Origin of the sequence: Xanthomonas sp. NCPPB 3761 (assembly GCF_041475705.2) — a bacterium.
Classification (GTDB): Bacteria; Pseudomonadota; Gammaproteobacteria; order Xanthomonadales; family Xanthomonadaceae; genus Xanthomonas; species Xanthomonas phaseoli.
The window spans coordinates 879,976-899,669 of record NZ_CM191262.1 but is presented as its reverse complement, the minus strand read 5'-3'; the positions used below and the strand labels follow the sequence as shown (position 1 = coordinate 899,669).

Sequence of the window (19,694 nt, the reverse complement as noted above, 5' to 3'; positions counted from 1 at the left end):
ATCAACCGCGCGCATCTGAATCGCCCTGGAAAACAATGCCCCCGGCGATTGGCCGGGGGCATCGGTCACACTATTTCGCTACTTACTGTCGTGCAACGAGCGTCAGCTTCGCGTAGCTCGCCGCGCCGACCAACTTGATGTAGTAAGTGCCGGCCTTGGGGGCAGTGAAACGCACGGTTTCGCTGTTGCCCGGACGGGTGGACTTGGCGTCGTAGCTGGTCGCGCTGGGCTCGGCCTCGAAGCTGACGTACATCGACACATCGCCGGTGCCGCCGTAGGTCATGAAGCTGAGCACGGCGCCGGCCTTGGCGTCGAAGCTGTACAGCGTGGAGCTGCCGGCGGCACCGCTCAACCCAGCAACAGGCGCCTTGTTGGTGAGCGCGATGGCGCTCGGCGCGCAGCTCTCGGTGGCCGGGTCGCACGGCTCCTCCAGCACGGCTTCCAGCGCGGCCTTGGCGTCGACGATGCCGCTGCCGATCGGGGTGCTGGCCGGCGGGGTCACCGGGAAGGGGCGGCTGGTCTGCTTGAGCAGCGCTTCGACCGCAGCCGGGGTCAGCGGGCCCTCGCCCAGACCGATGGCCGCGCTCTGCACCAGCGCCACGACGCCGGCGACGTGCGGCGAGGCCATGGAGGTGCCGCCTAGACCCATATAGGTATAGCTACCCGAGGTCGGCGTGGTCGCACCGGTGTATCCGGCCTGCCAGACGTAACCGCCCGGATTGCCGTCCACGCTACCGCCGCCCGGGCCAGAGAGGTCGACCTTGCTGCCGTAGTTGGAGTAGTAGGCGATGCCGCCGGTGATGCGCGTGGCGCCAACGGTGATGGTGTTGTTGCAGCTGGCCGGCGAATGGTTGGCCGCATCTTCGCTGCTGTTGCCTGCGGCAACCACCACGGTGGTGCCGCGCGACACCGCGCCGTTGATCGCCAGCTGGGTGGCCGAATCGCAGGGCTCGCCGCCACCGAGACTCATGTTGATCACCTCGGCCGGATTGGTGTTGGCCGGCACGCCGTCAACGCTGCCGCCGGAGGCCCACACGATCGCATCGGCGATGTCGGAGGTGTAACCGCCGCAACGGCCGAGCACGCGCACCGGCAGGATGGTCGCCTTCGGCGCGACGCCTGCCATGCCCACGCCGTTGTTGGTCGCCTCGGCCACGGTGCCCGAAACGTGGGTGCCGTGCCAGGAACTTTCCTGCGCCTGCGAACCTGCATAGCAGACGTTGTCGGCCTCTTCCCAGTCGCCGTAATCCAGTGCGCCCGGCACGCGCGCATCGGTGGGACGACGCGAGACTTCGGCGTCGGTGATGAAGTCGTAGCCCTGCAGGAGATTGCCGGCAAAATCGGGGTGATCCGGCAGGATGCCGGTATCCAGCACCGCCACCACCACGCCTGCGCCCTGCGACAGATCCCAGGCGCCCGGCGCGTTGATGCCGCCGTTGGGGTTGCTCAGGTGCCACTGGTACTGGGCGTAGAACGGGTCGTTGGGAACCAGCTGCGGGCTCACGTCGTTGGCAGGAACGCGTTTGCTGATGTCGATCGGGCGCAGCATGCGGTCGATCTGCACGTCGGCCACGGAGGGGTCGTTCTTGAGCTCGACCACCACCTTGTCCACCTGCGCGGCGGTCAGCGTGCTGGACAGCTTGATCAGGTCCGAGCCGATGCCCAGCTTGCGCACATACGTCGCCTTGGCGGCGGCAGCGCTGCTGCGCGCGCCGGTACTGGCGCCAACGCGGCCCACCGCGGCCTGCACGGCGCTCAGCTTGCTGCTGCGATCGGTTGCAGCAGCGGTGTTGTCCTTGTAGCGCACGATCAACCGGCTACCGAACGCTGCGCCGGCCGGGGCTGCGTGGGTCGGTTCCTTGACCAGCAGTTTGGGGGCGGCAGCGAGCGTGCCAGAGGCACCAAGGGCCATCATCAGGATGGCGCCGGTCAGCGGGTTGAGACGGAAATTCTTGTCGATCACGGTGAAGTCCTCTTCGTATTTTTCGTGAATCAGGCTTGGCGCAGCCGGCGCAATCGCTGCGTCACCGCGGTGCGGTGCGCTGCGTCCTTGTCGGCCACCCCTGGTACGGCCATCACTCCATGCGAATCCGTTGGCCGGCCCAGCCACGGTCCTTGCCCGCCCCCTCAGGCCTTGCAGATCGCGGCGGCGCACCTTGCGCCGCCGCGCTTGATGCGATAACGCCTTACCAGCCGAAACCGGCGCCCACGCCGATCGAGCTGTCGTCGCCGCTGAGTGCGCCGCCCACGGTGACCGTGGCGCGCGGGCTGATCGCACGCTGGTAGCCCACCGACAATGCCGACTCCCCGTTCTGGAAACCGACACCGGCACCGACGCGGTTCTGCGAGGCGATACCGGCCACGCTGGCGGACATGTTCAACATCGCCGAGCTCATCGCGCCCTGACGGTCCAGGCGACGGTTCTGCCGGCGCAGGCGGTCTTCGATATCGCCCTGGTAGCTTTCGAAGCTGTCGGCCATCGCGTTGTAGCGGCTGTCGGTGTAGCTGTTGGCGGCGGCAACGCCGCTGTCCAGCTGGCCCTTGTTGACCGCATCTGTCGCACGCGTACCGGCCGCCACATTGGCCACCTGACGCTCACCGCCCACGCTGCCCACCGACACCGTGTCGGCACGATCGGCAACCGAGCCCTGGCCCAGTGCCACGGCGCCTTGTGCCGTGGCACGGGCGCCCTGGCCGATCGCCGTGCCGGACGCGGCGGTCACTTGCGCACCTTCGCCCATCGCCACAGCATTGGTGGCCACCGCCGCGATCTGCGTGTTGGCACCCACCGCCGTGCTGCCATCGGCATTGACGCGTGCATTGCTGCCGATGGCGGTGTCGTTGGGGCCATGCGCATACGCGCTGCCGCCGATTGCCGTGCCGGTGACGTGGTTGGCCACTGCTGCCGTGCCGACTGCCGTGGACGTGGCCGCCGGCGTGATGCTGCCGACCACCGCGGCAGTGGGTGTGCCCTGCACAGCGGCCGTTGCATCGCTCGCGGTGCTTGCGACATTGCTGGACACATCGCCAACTGCAGTCGTCGCCACGGCCGGCACCGTTGCGGTGCGCAGCGACGCAGTGCGTGCGACGGTGCCGGAGGCAGTGCCGCCACTGCGTGCATCCAGTTCGCTGACCTTGCTGTCCAACGCCGTCAGTGCCGCACCGACGTTGTTGTAGCTGGCGCCCTGGATCACATAGGTCGGCGCCACGAACACGCCTTGCGCACCGATCGCCGCACCGCCGCCGAGGAAGCTGGCCGCATTGCTCAGCGACTGGAACAGCTGGCCGCCATTGATCGCATCGGTGCTGGCGCTGGCGATCGTGCCCGCCCCCACATTGACGATGCGGCGCGTGGCCGGACCGCCGCGACCGTTGCCGCTACCCACCGACACCGTATTGGCCTCATAGGTGCGCGAGCCAGACCCCAATGCCACCGAATCGGCACCGCTGGCGCCCGCGTTGGCACCCAACGCCACGGCATTGCTGCCGCTTTCGCGCACGAAGGAGTTGTAGCCCAACGCAACGCCATTTTCGCCGATGGAATTGGTCTGCCGGCCCATCGCGGTGCTGTTCACGCCGCTGGCGCTGCTGTCCACACCCATGGCGCTGGCACCGGTGGCCGAGGCACGGCTGCCGGAGGCGACCGCCACGCTGCGTGCGCCGCTGGCGGTGGCGCCGGCACCTGCCGCCGTGGCGCGATCACCAGTGGCCGAGGCCACGCCGTCGCCGGTGGTCTTGAGCATGCCGCTGGTGGTCTGCACATCGGCCGCCAGTGCATCCAGTTGCCCCTTGTTGACCGCATCGGTGGCGGCCTGGCCGGCGCTGACATTGACGATGCGGCGCGTGGCCGGACCGCCGCGGCCATTGCCGCTACCGATCGACACCGTGTCGGCTTCGTAGGTGCGCGAGCCCGAGCCCAATGCCACCGAATCGGCACCGGTCGCACCCGCATTGGCACCCAGTGCCACGCCGTTGACCGCGCTCTGGCGCACGAAGGAGTTGTAGCCCACCGACACCGCATTTTCGCCGATGGCATTCACCTGACGACCGACGCCGGTGCTGTTGATGCCGGTCGCCGACGCATCCACGCCAACCGCACTGGCACCGACCGCATCGGCGCGGCTGCCGCCGCCCAGCGCCAGGGTGTTGTCGGCAAGCGCCGCCGCGCTCTGGCCCAAGGCGCTGGCATTGACACCGTCGGCATAGGAATTCCAGCCGATGGCGGTGGTGTAGTCCGCGGTGGCCCAGGCACCGGCACCGAATGCCGCCGCACCCGTGCCGGAGGCACGTGCCGGGATGAACCCGAAGAACGTGCTGCCGCCCACGGCCACGCTCTCGTCGCCGGTGGCTTCGCTGAATTCGCCGACGGCGACGGCGCTGGCACCGGAGGCCAACGCAACGGCGCCGACGGCGGTGCTGTAGTCGCTCGACGCGACCGCGCCATAGCCCAGTGCCGACGACAGGCGGCCGGTCGATTCGCTGTAGCCACCGAAGGCGGCGCTACCGATATTGGACGCGGTACTGAGGAAACCCGCAGCGATGGCCTGATTGTCGGACGCCACCGCTTCGCTGCCCAGTGCAGTGGTGTAGGTCGAAATCGCCTGCGCGCCCGCACCGTTGGCGGTGGCGCCGATATCGCTGGCCAACGCGTTGCCGCCGACCGCGCTGCTGTTTTCGCCCACCGCCTGGGCATTGCTGCCTAATGCGGCCGCGCCGGTGCCGCCAGCCAGTGCGCCCACGCCCACGGCAGTGGCGTTGTCCACCACTGCCTGCGCGCCCGCGCCCAATGCGGTGGTGCCGGTACCGGTGGCATTGGCACCCTCGCCTGCCGCCAGCGCGTTATCGCCATCGACGTAGGCACCTGCATCGCTATCGGCGCTGCCGCTGGCCTGGAAGTATTTGCTCGTGGCTGCACCGGCTTCGGCAACGGCGTTGAGCTGGTCCAGATTCACCGCATCGGTGCCCTGCGTACCGGCCGCCACGTTGGTGATCTGACGCTCGTTGCCGGCACTGCCCACCGACACCGCGAAGTCGCGATCGGCAACCGAATCGGCGCCAAGCGCCACGCTGCCTTCGCCGGTGGACTCAGCGAAATTGCCCAGCGCCGTGCTGTTGAGGCCCGGTGCCCACGCCGCGCCACCGACTGCAGTGGAGTAATCGCCGGAGGCTTCGGTCGGCAACAGGCCGAGCAAGGCGCCGCCGACCGAAACGCTGTTGTAGCCGCTGGCCACACTGCCCTGGCCGGCGGCGATGCTGTAGGCGCCCGTGGCGGTGGCATCACCACCCACGGCCACCGTGTTCGAACCGCTGGCAGTGCTGAAATTACCCAGCGCGGTGCTGTTGAAACCGCTGGCGCTGGAATATCCACCCAACGCAGTCGAGTAGTTGGACGTCGCCTCGGCCCCGAAGCCGAACGCCGCCGCGCTGGTGCCGTCGGCAACGCTCTCCGCACCGACGGCGGTGGCCGATTCGCCACTGGCGCTGGCGAAATAGCCCATGGCCGTGGATTCGCTGCCCTGCGCTTCGCTCAGCGCACCGACTGCCAGCGAGCCATCACCATACGCACCGGCGGCGGCACCAAGTGCGGTGCTCTGCGCACCGGCCGCTTCGCTCTCGCCGCCCACCGCCACGGCGTAGTCGCCGCTTGCCTGGCTGAAGGCGCCATTGGACACGCTGCCGAAGCCGCTGGCCGCTGCGTTGTAGCCGGCCGCATTGGCGTATTGCGCGGTGGCGCTGGCGCCGCTGCCGATGGCCACCGCACCAATCGCGGTGGCCTGGCTGCTGGACCCGAACGCACTGCTGTAATCGCCGTCGGCCGTGGCATTGGAACCGGCGGCGGTCGCGTCTTCGCCCTGCGCATCGGCGGTGCCGGTGCCGGTGCCCGCGAACAGGCGCGCGGTGTTCTCAGCAGCGCCAGCCACGGCGTTGAGCTGGTCGAGATTCACCGCATCGGTGCCCTCGGTGCCAGCCGCAACATTGGCAATCTGCCGCTCGGTTCCGGCTGCACCCACCGACACCGTGTTGGCGCGATCGGCGAGCGAACCTGCACCCAGCGCAACGCTGTTGTCGGCAGGTGTATACGCACCGCTGCCGAGACTAATGCTCTGCTCTCCCGAAGCATTGGATTGCCAGCCCAGCGCGACGCTCTCGGTACCAGGCGCATAGGACTGGCCGCCAATCGACGTGGCGCTTGTACCCGTCGCAAGCGCGTAAGTGCCCAGCGCGACCGAATAGTAGTTGTCTGCCCGCGCATTTGCGCCCAGTGCCACCGACGAATCGTAGAGTGCCCGCGCATTTGCGCCCAACGCCGTGCTGTCGCCACCATCGGCCACACTTTCGGTACCGACGGCGGTGTCGCGATCACTGCGCGCCGCACTGTCAACGCCCATCGCCGTTGCTCCGCGCCCACTGGCGACGCTGCTGCCGCCGACGGCCGTGCTGAAATATCCCGATGCCATGCTGTCGCCACCCAGCGCGGTGGCGTAGTAATCAACGGCACGGCTGTTGTTCCCCACGGCCGTGGCAAAGGAACCACTGGCGCTGGCGTAGCTGCCGATGGCCGTGGAGTACGCATCGGCTTGACCGCCCGCGCCGAGCGCAATGCTTTGCTCGCCTTCAGCCTGCGCTCCCCAACCCAGTGCAATGCTGTCATCGCCCGTCGCATCAGATTGGCCGCCGAGCGAAATGGCACGCGGACCGTATGCATTTGCGTAAGTGCCGACCGCAATCGAGTCGGTATCAGCCGCAGCCGCATTCGCGCCCACTGCCGTGCTGTTGTCACCGTAGGCAAGACTTTCGGTACCGATGGCGGTGCCACCGTCACCCCACGCCACGCTGGCAAACCCCAGCGCGGTCGATGCAGTTCCATTGCCGATGGTTTCGTAGCCGATGGCCGTTGCACCACGCCCATTGGCGATGCTGGTGCCGCCCACGGCGGTGCTGAAATAGCCCGATGCGTTGCTGTCGCCGCCGAGTGCGGTGGCGTAGTCGTCGCCAGCACTGCTGTTGAAACCGACCGCAGTGGCATTGGCAATGCTGGCGTTGGCATTACTGCCGACGGCCGTGGTGCCCAGCGCAGAGGCCTGACTGCTGGCGCCGAGCGCAATGCTGTCGTCGCCCGACGCGTTGCTGGCGCCGCCCAGCGCAACGGTGCGCTCGCCGAAGGCACTGCTGTTTGCACCGATCGCCGTGGATGCAGTGCCACCGGCCGCGGCATTGGCGCCGAACGCGGCGCTGTCGGTCCCGAAGGCCACGCTTGCACCACCCACGGCGGTGCTGGTGTCGCCGAATGCCACGCTACCCACACCCAGTGCCGTGGCGTCCGTGCCATTGGCGATGCTTTCGTAACCCAGCGCCGTCGCGCCGCTGGCAGTGGCCTGGCTTGCGCTGCCCACTGCGGTGCTGGCATCGCCAGAGGCGCTGCTGTTGCCGCCAAGCGCCGTGGTGTTCTGCGCCACCGCAGTGCTGTTGAAGCCGACTGCCGTGGCGTTGTCGGTGGTGGCATTGGCGCCACTGCCGACGGCAGTTGCACCCTGCGCAGATGCCGCGCTGCTGGAACCCAGCGCGGTGCTGTAGTCGCTGTCGGCCAATGCGTTGGAACCGGCAGCGACGCTGTCGGCGCCTTGTGCAATCGCAGTGCCATCGCCGGTCGCGACGAACGAGCGCGCAGTGGCGGATGCAACATCGGACACCGCAGTGAGCTGGTCGAGATTGACCGCATCGGTGCCTTCGGTGCCTGCCGCCACATTGGTGATCTGGCGCTCTGCGCCATCCGCACCCACCGACACGGTATTGGCGCGCGTGGCAACCGAATTGGCGCCCAACGCAACTGAATTGGCGCCGCGGGCAGTGCTGTAATAGCCCAGCGCCGTGCTCAGTTCGCCGCTGGCCCACGATTCCGGACCCACGGCAGTTGCGCCTTCGCCCGGTGCATACGCGAAGTAGCCCACGGCGGTGGCTTCGGTGCCGGAGGCTTCGCTGAGCGTGCCCACTGCCGTGGTGTAGGTGCCCGATGCGATCGCACCGGCGCCCAGCGCAGTGGAGGCTTCGCCGCTGGCCTGGGTCTGCACGAAGAAGCCCAGACCCGGGATGTAATCGACCGGACCACCGACCGCGGTGCTGCTGGTGCCGCTGGCGCTGGTCTGCGTGCCAATCGCAGTGGCGTAATCGCCTGCCGCATTGGCGACCGCACCGAACGCGGAAGACTGCGTACCGGCCGCATAGGCACCCACGCCGAACGACGATGCCGCAAAGCCATCGGCGTTGGCGCTGGCGCCGACTGCAGTGCCGCCGACGCCGGCACTGGTGGCGCCGGTGGTGACCGGCACGCCGCCGTTGGTGACCAACGGCTCGCCGTCTTCGTCCACCGCCGCGCCGCCCACGGCCACGCTCGCCGGACCATTGGCCTGTGCGTTGTGGCCAAATGCTGCGCTGTTCTGCCCGGACGCGAGCGCGTTTGCGCCCACCGCGGTGGCGTTGTTGGCCACCGCATTGGCGCCGGTTCCCAGTGCCGTGGTCGCCGTGCCGGTGGCATTGGCGCCGTCGCCGGCCGCCAGGGCGCTGTCGCCTTCGACATACGCGCCCACGCTGTCTTCGCCCGGAGAGGCCTTGAAGAACAACGCGGTGTCTTCGGCCACATCGGCCACGTCGCGCAACTGCGCCACGTTGACTGCATCGGTGGCATTGACGCCGGCAGTGACGTTGGTGATGCGGCGCGTGGCCGGGCCACCGCGGCCATTGCCGCTGCCCACCGACACCACGTCGTCTTCGTGGGTGCGCGAGCCTGCGCCCAGCGCCACCGAATTTGCGCCGGTCACGCCGGCATTGGCGCCAAGCGCCACGCCGTTTTCGCCGCTCTGGCGCACAAAACTGTTGTAGCCGATGGCCACGGCGTTTTCGCCGATCGCATTGGTCTGGCGCCCGATCGCGCTGCTGTTGACGCCACTGGCGCTGCTGTCGGCGCCGGTGGCCACGGCACCGGTGGCGCTGGCATGGCTATTGCCACCGATGGCGGTGGCCTTGCTGGCCGGCGCCGCGGCGCCGCGGCCCACTTCCACCGATTGCGCATTGGCAGGAAGCGGCGAGGCCAACCCGGTGCCCAGCGCCAGGGCGATGGCGGCGGCCAGTGCCAGGCTCTGGCGGCGATCGATGAATGCGGCTGAGGCAACCGCTCCGGGACTGTCGCCGCTGGCCAATTCCGAGGCTACGGCCCACACGCCAAGCGATTTGTTCCAGACCTTGCGATAAATCCGATTCATCGACGCACGACTCCTGAGTTGTTGGACTGGTTTTTTGGCGAACACCCGGCGGCAGAAGGCGTTCCAGCCTGCAATTGACCGCAGTTGTTCGCGCTATGGGCCTTGCGGCGGAGCGGTTTGCGCCGGCTTCCTGGATAGTCAAAAAGTGAACGCTACCCAACCATAGAACTGAGCGGAGTGTTAACAGCCGTCATTTCAGGCGTCAAGTTTTTGACAGAAAGCGAAGAGAAGTGCGCGTTTAGTCACACTTCTGCTTGCTTTTATTAGATTTTTGATAAATCTTTGGAAAACAGCGACCTAGATCATGTCCTTCGAGACATTTCAGGGCTGAATAGGCGCAACGGGAAGAGACAAAAAAGCCCGCTGGCAGGACGCCAGCGGGCTTGGTTGCGCAAAATGCAGGGGGTGGCAGGTCAGGCCTGCGGCCAACAGGCCCCGCACCCTGCATGCGCCGTCCATCGGTGCGCGGAGCGGCCGTGGTTCAGGCGTTTACCGCCAAGGAAATGGCGATCTCGCCGCACCGACGGCTGGGCGTCGGATCATTGACGCGCCAGCAGGTTCACCGCGTCGAAACCGCTGCCTTCCAGCTTGAGGATGTAGGTGCCGGCACGCGGGGCAGTGAAGCGCACCGTCTGGCTGGTGCCGCGCCGCGTGGACGCGCCGTCGTTGTCGGTGGCGGTGGGTTCGCGTCCGAATGCCACGTACAACTGCGCCTGGCCGCTGCCGCCGAAGCTGATGAAACTCAGCACCGCACCCGCCTGCGCTTGGAACGTGAACACGCCCGCATCGCCCGACAGATTGGAGATGCCGCTCTGGACCACGCCATTACGCAGTGGCTGTGCATCCACCTGACATCCCACATCGCCCCTCTCGCAACGACGCAATGCGCGGGCAACCGCGGCTCCGGCATCCACGATGCCGGCCCCGGCCGGCGTTGCCACCGGAATCGACACAGGGAATGGACGCGCCGTGCGCTTGAGCAGGCTCTCCATTGCGGCTGGCGACAACGGCGGTTTGCCGTCGGCGATCAATGCGCTCTGCACCAATGCGGCGGTACCGGCCACATGCGGCGACGCCATCGAGGTGCCGGCGTAATGCGTGCCGCCATAGGTGAACTGCCCGGAAGTTGGTGTGGTTTTGCCGGTATAGAGGGTTTGCCAGACAAAGCTGCGGATCGGGCCATCGTTGGTGACGAAGGACATCGAGCTGCCACCCGGACCGGCCAGGTCGATCTGCCGGCCGAAATTGCTGTAATCGGCAAGGCCGCCGGTGGCGCGCGTGGCGGCAATGGCAATCACATTGGCGCAGTTGGCGGGAGCCATCGTCGAGACATCGGCAGTTGAATTGCCCGCCGCCACCACTACGGCGGTGCCGCGCGCCACTGCGCCATCGATTGCAGCCTGCATCGTCGAACCGCATGCGCCGCCACCGCCCAGGCTCAGGTTGATCACTTCGGCAGGATCGCGGTTGTCCGGCACGCCATCGACGTGACCGCCGGAGGCCCAGACGATGGCATCGGAGATGTCGGAGAGTCGCCCGCCGCAGTGCCCGAGCACGCGCACCGGCAATACCTTCGCCCTGTAGGCGACGCCGGCCCCGCCAATGGCGTTGTTGGTGGCTTCGGCAACCGTTCCGGCCACGTGCGTGCCGTGCCAGCTGCTGTCGCTGGCCACCGAAAACAACCCGCAGTCGCCGTCTTCGGCAATCCAATCGCCCAGGTCCAGTGCACCGGGCACACGCTCGGCCGTGGCACGACGCGAAAAGAACGGGTCGGTGATGAAGTCGTAGCCGGCGAGCAGATTGCCGGCCAGGTCCGGGTGATCGGGCAGGATGCCGGTATCCAGTACCGCCACGACGACGCCTTCGCCCTGTGTTGTTTTCCAGGCTTGCGCGACGTTGATGCCACCCACCGGATCGATGAGATGCCATTGATTGGTTTGCAGCAGCGGATCGTTCGGCAATGCGCCGCTGGCTTGCAGCGGATACATGCGCAAATCCACCTGCGCCGATTCGACGTCCGGGTCTGCGCTCAATTCCTGCACAAGACGGTCGGCATCGGCACGACTGAGCTGGGCAGGCAGCTTGATCAGTTCGCCGCCGGCGGCAAGCGTGCGCAGGTAGGTTGGCGCTGCGGTGGCAGCGGTGCGTGCAGCAGGCGCAAGACGGATGGAGGCGCGCGAAGCGGCCGCACCGACTGCCGCCGAGGCACTGCGGCCGATGTCGCGCGCGGTGCCGATCTGCCCGCTGCGGTAGCGGACGATGATTCTGTCAACCGGCGCATTGGCCATGGCCTGTTGGCGTTGGGCACTGGCCGCTGCCGCATCGGCGGTGGCGGTGGCGGTGGCGGCCAACGCTGTACTGCACGACGCCGCCAGGACACAGCAGGCAAGCACAAGGACCTGCGTAGAAGAGCTCTGGATCACGATGGAATTCCTTCGAGGTGAGTGCGAAAGGGCATGACGAAGAAAGTGCGCCGCCCGGCAACGGGCGGCGGGAATGCATGCAACCGCGGGGTCGTCCTGCGGCTACCAGCCGAAACCGGCGCCCAGCCCAACCGACCGGTCGTCGCCGCTGAGTGCGCCGCCCACGGTGACGGTGGCGCGCGGGCTGATCGCACGCTGGTAGCCCACCGACAACGCCGACTCGCCGTTCTGGAAACCGACACCGGCACCGACGCGGTTCTGCGAGGCGATACCGGCCACGCTGGCGGACATGTTCAACATCGCCGAGCTCATCGCGCCCTGACGGTCCAGGCGACGGTTCTGCCGGCGCAGGCGGTCTTCGATATCGCCCTGGTAGCTTTCGAAGCTGTCGGCCATCGCGTTGTAGCGGCTGTCGGTGTAGCTGTTGGCGGCGGCAACGCCGCTGTCCAGCTGGCCCTTGTTGACCGCATCTGTCGCACGCGTACCGGCCGCCACATTGGCCACCTGACGCTCACCGCCCACGCTGCCCACCGACACCGTGTCGGCACGATCGGCAACCGAGCCCTGGCCCAGTGCCACGGCGCCTTGTGCCGTGGCACGGGCGCCCTGGCCGATCGCCGTGCCGGACGCGGCGGTCACTTGCGCACCTTCGCCCATCGCCACGGCATTGGTGGCCACCGCCGCGATCTGCGTGTTGGCACCCACCGCCGTGCTGCCATCGGCATTGACGCGTGCATTGCTGCCGATGGCGGTGTCGTTGGGGCCATGCGCATACGCGCTGCCGCCGATTGCCGTGCCGGTGACGTGGTTGGCCACTGCTGCCGTGCCGACTGCCGTGGACGTGGCCGCCGGCGTGATGCTGCCGACCACCGCGGCAGTGGGTGTGCCCTGCACAGCGGCCGTTGCATCGCTCGCGGTGCTTGCGACATTGCTGGACACATCGCCAACTGCAGTCGTCGCCACGGCCGGCACCGTTGCGGTGCGCAGCGACGCAGTGCGTGCGACGGTGCCGGAGGCAGTGCCGCCACTGCGTGCATCCAGTTCGCTGACCTTGCTGTCCAACGCCGTCAGTGCCGCACCGACGTTGTTGTAGCTGGCGCCCTGGATCACATAGGTCGGCGCCACGAACACGCCTTGCGCACCGATCGCCGCACCGCCGCCGAGGAAGCTGGCCGCATTGCTCAGCGACTGGAACAGCTGGCCGCCATTGATCGCATCGGTGCTGGCGCTGGCGATCGTGCCCGCCCCCACATTGACGATGCGGCGCGTGGCCGGACCGCCGCGACCGTTGCCGCTACCCACCGACACCGTATTGGCCTCATAGGTGCGCGAGCCAGACCCCAATGCCACCGAATCGGCACCGCTGGCGCCCGCGTTGGCACCCAACGCCACGGCATTGCTGCCGCTTTCGCGCACGAAGGAGTTGTAGCCCAACGCAACGCCATTTTCGCCGATGGAATTGGTCTGCCGGCCCATCGCGGTGCTGTTCACGCCGCTGGCGCTGCTGTCCACACCCATGGCGCTAGCACCGGTGGCCGAGGCACGGCTGCCGGAGGCGACCGCCACGCTGCGCTCGCCGGCAGCAACCGCCAGGCTGCCCAACGCAGAACTGCCCTGGCCAACGCTGGAGGCATTGAAGCCCACTGCGGTGGCAGATGCGCCAAGCGCGCTGCTTGCGCCACCCAGCGCCATGGCGCCCTGCCCCTGCGCAGATGCCGCCGTTGCGTCCGTGGCCGGCGTTACTGCCAGATAGCCATCGATGCGTGAGGTGGCGGCGCGCACTGTATCGAGCTGGGCCACATTCACCGCATCGGTGGCTTCGGTACCGGCCGCAACGCTGGTGATCTGGCGCGTCAAGCCGGCTTGCACATCGCCGACCGACACCGTGTTGCTGCGAAACGCATAGGAGTGCGCCCCCAGCGCAACCGCGCTGGATGCCGAACGATTCCAGGCATCGTCGAGCCAGGACCCCACCTTCGCGCCGTAGCCGATCGCCACGGCATCCACGCCGTTGGCCTGCGCGTCCGCGCCAATGACGGTGCTGTCACCATTGAACTGCGAGGTCGCGGCACGCGCGCCTAGCGCCACGCTGTTTTCGTTGTAAGCGGTGCTGCCGTGGCCGATCGAGATGCCGCCATCGCCCGACGCCAAGGCAAAGCCGCCCAATGACACGGTGCGTGGTGCGAACGAACCGGCGCTGTGCCCGATCGCCACCGCATCGGTATTGCCGGGCGCATTCGGGAATACGTTGGAATCGTAGCCAATGGCAATCGCGTAATCGGATTGGCTTTGCGCACCCGAGCCCAGCGCAATGCCGCCAAGACCGGTCGCTGCGGTAATCGAGCCGAAGTTGCTGACGCCGCCCACGACAACGCTCTGCGCTCCGCTGGCTAAAGAGGTGTCGCCAACGGCGACGCTACTGGCACCGTCGCTTCGCGCCCTGTAACCGAACGCCGTCGAGGTATCTGCGCTGGCGCGCGAGGAATAACCGCCGGCAGTGGAAAGAAAGCCGCCGGCGCTGGAAAGCCCGCCCACGGCGGTGGCACCGTCGCCGGAAGTCTGTGCGCGATACCCCAGCGCCGTGCTCTGCACGCCACTGGCGCTGGCGCCGCTGCCGATGGCGCTGGCATAAGCGGCTTGCGCTACCGCACCACCGCCCACTGCCGTGGCGCCCACACCTGACGCCTGCGTGGCCTGTTCGCGTTGGCCGATGACGAAGCCGTCGGCATCGTAATCAAACACGGTCGCAACGCCGCCGAGGGCGACTGCCGATTCTCCCGCGGCCGCAGCGTTATGACCGATCGCGGTCGCGTCGCGGTCCAACGCCAGGCTTCCACCGCCCAACGCCATGGTTGCATCGCCCAGCGCATTGCTCGCATTGCCCAACGCCAGCGCATCCTCACCGTCCGCGTACGCCGGGATCTGCGCATCGGCGGCGGATGGTGCAGCCGCTTGCGTGGCGCTGTCGTTGGCTACTGCGGGTGCGGCCTGAGCCACCGTGCCCGCCTCGCCCGGGCACCGTAGCCTGCCCTCGATCATCTGGCACTGCGTGATCGCTGCAGCCGGTGTCGTCGCGGCACCGGCCGCCCCGGCCATGCCGAACAACACGATCGCCACTGCCGTGGCCAGCACTCGGTTGGTATGGTGGCGCGGCAGTCTCCCCTGCGCATTTTCCACCGTGCGAACACGCGTCACCGTTTGGTCGTAAGCACAAGACTCACGACCAGTCTCCAAATAAATTCGCTTCATTAACGCCTATCTCCCCATTTGGTCTGGTGTGTGTAAAAACCGACCACCGCACGAACAGATCACACGGTCCCCCTGAGGTTTTATATTCGCGCGCACTCGCCCCAGCTTTGGAGTATTCCAAAACTGAACATTCAAAGCATTAAATACACAGATGCGCAGATCGAACGATCGATAACGCTAAATTAATTTAGTTGAAAATTAGAGCCGTCAATGCGATTGCCGTCACACACCGCAAAATCAGCGATACGGAATACATAATCAACGCATTTGAAAGTTACTAAAAAATGGCCAGGTATCGTTTTATTATTTAGTCGCGAATTCGCTACCGCTAACGCAAAGATTAGGTTTCAACAGTTTCGATTGCAGCGCATGGTGCATCCGCTCATCGAGCGACTATCGCTATTTGAACCGCTCCATCGCGTGGTTCGTGCGCGGCACAAGCGCACCGGCAGATCGCAGTCGAGGCGGGCGAGCCCAGCGAACACGCTTGGCTCCGCGCAAGGCTGCTGCTCGCATCGCGCGCATGTGGTGGTAGCGGCAGCTCGCGCTGAATCTGCAACCGATTTCAATTGCAGATTCAACGCACCTGCCTAAACGCCAACGGCCGTGCGCATCGCTGCACACGGCCGTCGGATCATGCGTCGGCGGCTGCCGATCAGCCGCACGGCATCAACCGCACCACACCCGCGCGTTGCGGAACATCCGCAACCATGGTGAGTCGTCGCCCCAGTCGGCCGGGTACCAGCTCAGGTTTGCGCTGCGTGGCGTGCGCTCCGGGTGCGGCATCAGGATGGTGACGCGGCCGTCGCTGCTGGTCAGCCCGGTGATGCCGTCAGGGGAACCGTTCGGATTGAGCGGGTACTGCGATGCCACCGCGCCATCGCCATCGATGTAACGCAATGCCACCCGTGCGGCGGCCTGGTCCACGGCGCTATCGAACTCTGCGCGCCCTTCACCGTGCGCCACCGCCACCGGGATCCGCGAGCCGGCCATGCCGCGCAGGAAGATCGACGGCGACTCCACCACTTCCAGTAGCGCGGTGCGCGCTTCGAACTGCTCGCTGCGATTGCGCAAGAAGCGCGGCCAATGCTCGGCACCGGGAATGATGTCCTTGAGCTGGCTGAGCATCTGGCACCCGTTGCACACGCCCAGCGCGAACGTATCGCTGCGCGCGAAGAACGCGGCGAAGGCCTCGCGCAACGCCGAGCGCTCCAGGATGGATGTCGCCCAGCCGCGACCGGCACCCAGCACGTCGCCGTAGCTGAAACCGCCGCACGCCGCAAAGCCCACGAACTCGCGCAGGTCCACGCGGCCCTCGATCAGGTCGCTCATGTGCACGTCATAGGGACGGAAACCGGCGCGCTCGAAGTTGTAGGCCATTTCGATCTGCCCGTTGACGCCCTGCTCGCGCAGGATCGCCACCTTGGGCCGCGTACCGGTGGCCACGAACGGCGCCGCCACATCGTCGGCAGGGTCGAACACCAGCTTCGGGCGCAGGCCTGGCGCCTTGAAATCGCGTGCCAGCGCTCGCTCTTCATCGGCGCTGTCCGGGTTGTCGCGCAGCTTCTGCATGGCATGGGTCACCGACCACCACGCATCGAACAGCTCTTCCCAACGCCATTCGGCCAGCACGCGGCCCTGCCCGCTCACGCGGATGCGCGGCGTGCCGGTGGGACGCGCAATGCGCTGCGCGCATTCGGTCAATGCGTGGCGCTCGACCAGGTCGGCGAACGCGGCGCGGTCTTCGCTGGCGATCTGCACCACCGCGCCCAATTCTTCGTTGAACAGGCTGCGGAACGCATCGTCGCCCCACGCATCCAGCGTGATATCCAGGCCCTGCCGCGACGCGAAGGCCATCTCGCACAACGCAGCAAACGCACCGCCATCGCTGCGATCGTGATACGCCAGCAACAGCCCGCTGTCGCGCGCGTCGCGGATCAATTCGAAGAAACTGCGCAGGCGCTGCGGATCGTCCAGGTCCGGCACCTCGCCGCCGAACGCCGGCAGCGCGCTGTCGTCGGCATACACCTGCGCCAGCACCGACCCGCCCAGCCGCTGCTTGCCGCCTCCCAGCCCGATCAACCACAACTCGCTCTCTTCACCGCTGCGCAGCAACGGCGTCAGCTGCGTGCGCACATCGCCCACGGGTGCGAATGCACTGATGATCAACGAGACGGGTGAAACGCTTTTCAGCGTTTCACCGGAAATAGGGAATGGAGAATCGAGAATGGTGGAAGCGGAGGACTCTGGCGTTTCACCATTCCCGATTCCCGATTCCCCATTCCCAACCTGCCACTGCGCCTGCATCGACAGCGAATCCTTACCCACCGGCACGCTCAGTTCGAGTGCGGGGCACAGCTCCATGCCGATCGCGCGCACGGCGTCGTACAGCAACGCGTCTTCGCCGCTATGGCCGGCGGCGGCCATCCAGTTGGCCGAGAGCTTGATGCTGTCCAGCCGCTGCACCGGTGCCGCGCACAGGTTGGTGATCGCTTCGCCCACTGCCATGCGCGCGGAGGCGGCCGCGTTTAACAGCGCCAGCGGCGTGCGTTCGCCGATCGACATCGCCTCGCCTTCGAAGGTGTCGAAACCGGCCAGGGTGATCGCGCAATCGGCCAGCGGCAGCTGCCACGGCCCGATCATCTGTTCGCGTGCGGTCAACCCGCCCACGCTGCGATCGCCAATGGTGACCAGAAAGCTCTTGGACGCCACGGTGGGATGCGCCAACACGCGCAAACCGGCCTGCTGCAGGTCCAGCGACGCGGTCTGCAGCACCGGCCACTGCGGCGCGGCCGGATGCGCCGCATCGCGATGCATCTTTGGCGCCTTGCCGAACAGGACATCCATCGGCAGGTTGATCGGGAGCTGGGATTGGGGATTGGGCATTGGGGATTGGTTGGAAGCAGGAGCGACTCCAGCACCCGAGGAAGCGCCGTTGCGAATCCCGAATCCCGAATCTCCAATCCCGGAGTCGAAGACTCCATAGCCAACAACCAGCCGCTCCTCGGCCGTGGCCACGCCGACCGCGGCGAACGGGCAGCGTTCGCGGGCGCAGATGGCGGCGAATTCTTCCAGGCGCGCCTGCGGCACGCCGAGTACATAGCGCTCCTGCGATTCGTTGCACCACAGTTCCAGCGGCGACAGCGACGGGTCGTCGCTGAGCACGCGGCCCAGGTCGATGATGCCGCCCACGCCCGAATCGTGCAGCAGCTCGGGAATGGCGTTGGACAGCCCACCCGCGCCCACGTCGTGGAACCAGCGGATCGGGTTGTCCACGCCCAGCGCCACGCAGCGGTCGATGACCTCCTGGCAGCGGCGTTCCATCTCCGGGTTTTCGCGCTGCACGCTGGCAAAATCCAGCGCCTCGGCGCTGTCGCCGGCCGCCACCGAACTGGCCGCACCGCCGCCCAGGCCGATCAGCATCGCCGGGCCGCCGAGCACGATCACCGCATCGCCCGGCTGCAGGCGCAGCTTCTCCACCTGGTTGCGATCGATGGCGCCCAGGCCACCGGCCAGCATGATCGGCTTGTCGTAGGCACGGGTCAGGCCCGGGCCTTCGGCCAGCTCGAAACTGCGGAAATAGCCGAGCAGGTTCGGGCGACCGAATTCGTTGTTGAAGGCGGCGCCGCCCAGCGGGCCGTCGAGCATGATGTCCAGCGCCGGCGCCATGCGCGGGTTCAGCGCGCGCGGCGCTTCCCACGGCTGCGGCAGGGTCGGAATGCGCAGGTGCGACACCGAGAACCCGGTCAGGCCGGCCTTGGGCTTGCCACCGCGGCCGGTGGCGCCTTCGTCGCGGATCTCGCCGCCCGCACCGGTGGCCGCGCCGGGGAACGGGGCGATCGCGGTCGGGTGGTTATGCGTTTCCACCTTGATCGCAAAGGCCGACGGCAGCACCGCTTCGCTGCGGTAGTGGCCGGTGGCCGGATCCGGGCGATAGCGCGCAGCCGGCACGCCTTCCACCACCGCCGCGTTGTCGCTGTAGGCCGACAAGGTGTGCTGCGGGGTCTGCTGGTGGGTGTGCTTGATCATGCGGAACAGCGAGCGCTCCTGCGGCTTGCCGTCGATGGTCCAGCTGGCATTGAAGATCTTGTGCCGGCAATGTTCGGAGTTGGCCTGGGCGAACATCATCAGCTCGACGTCGGCCGGGTCGCGGCCCAGCGCGCCGAAACGTTCGCGCAGGTAGTCGATCTCGTCCTGCGCCAGGGCCAGGCCCAGGTCGCGGTTGGCCTGCTCCAGCCCATCCAGCGGCACGCGCTGCAGCTGGCCCGGATCGGGCACGTTGAACAGTGCCTCGGCGGCAGCGGCCGAGCCGAGCAGCGATTGCGTCATCGGGTCGTGCAGCAACTTGGCCACGGCAGCCTGGGCGGCCGCGTCGTCCGGCCAGCCGGCCAGGTCGATGCGGGTGCCGCGCTCTACCCGCTGGATCGGCTGCCCGGCCCCGCGTACCAGCTCGGTGGCCTTGCTCGACCACGGCGACAAGGTGCCCAGGCGCGGCACCACGTAACGCGAGGAGGCATCGGCATCGCGCGCGGCGGGCGCGGCGTTGGCCTGCAGGATCCGCTGCAAGGTGGCCTGGTCGGGCGACTGCCCGGCCTCGGCACGGATGAAGTACACGTGCCAGGCGCCAGTGATACGCAGCGCGGGAACGAGGGTTTGCAGGCGGGTTTCGAGCCGAGCGCGGCGGAACGGCGAAAGGGCGGAAGCGCCCTCGAGGACCATCATGTCCGGGGAACCGTGTCAGAAACGGGGCTGCAGATTGTAACGG

General features: G+C 67.3%; 5 protein-coding genes. All 5 read right to left on the bottom strand.

The window, feature by feature from the left end:
• Window positions 1-82: 82 nt before the first annotated feature.
• A complete protein-coding gene (locus ACCQ00_RS03835; protein WP_039572934.1) occupies window positions 83-1,963 on the bottom strand; it encodes a diffusible signal factor-regulated S8 family serine peptidase in 1,881 nt (626 codons plus the stop codon).
• Between the two features lie 223 nt (window positions 1,964-2,186).
• Complete coding sequence (locus tag ACCQ00_RS03830; protein ID WP_372354068.1) at window positions 2,187-9,257, bottom strand: ESPR-type extended signal peptide-containing protein; 7,071 nt, start codon at window positions 9,255-9,257, stop codon at window positions 2,187-2,189.
• Window positions 9,258-9,796: 539 nt separating this feature from the next.
• Window positions 9,797-11,680 carry a S8 family peptidase gene (locus ACCQ00_RS03825; protein ID WP_039567805.1) on the bottom strand — a complete coding sequence of 628 codons (1,884 nt, stop codon included), beginning with the start codon at window positions 11,678-11,680 and terminating at the stop codon, window positions 9,797-9,799.
• Window positions 11,681-11,782: 102 nt separating this feature from the next.
• Complete coding sequence (locus ACCQ00_RS03820; protein ID WP_046833314.1) at window positions 11,783-14,929, bottom strand: YadA-like family protein; 3,147 nt, start codon at window positions 14,927-14,929, stop codon at window positions 11,783-11,785.
• 669 nt (window positions 14,930-15,598) lie between these two features.
• Complete coding sequence (purL, locus tag ACCQ00_RS03815) at window positions 15,599-19,651, bottom strand: phosphoribosylformylglycinamidine synthase (RefSeq protein WP_039583600.1); 4,053 nt, start codon at window positions 19,649-19,651, stop codon at window positions 15,599-15,601.
• Window positions 19,652-19,694 lie beyond the last annotated feature (43 nt).

Coding starts and splice junctions, on each gene's coding strand:
- ACCQ00_RS03830 (WP_372354068.1), bottom strand. CDS start 9,257: ATGAATCGGATTTATCGCAAGGTCTGGAACAAATCGCTTGGCGTGTGG.
- ACCQ00_RS03820 (WP_046833314.1), bottom strand. CDS start 14,929: ATGAAGCGAATTTATTTGGAGACTGGTCGTGAGTCTTGTGCTTACGAC.
- purL (WP_039583600.1), bottom strand. CDS start 19,651: ATGATGGTCCTCGAGGGCGCTTCCGCCCTTTCGCCGTTCCGCCGCGCT.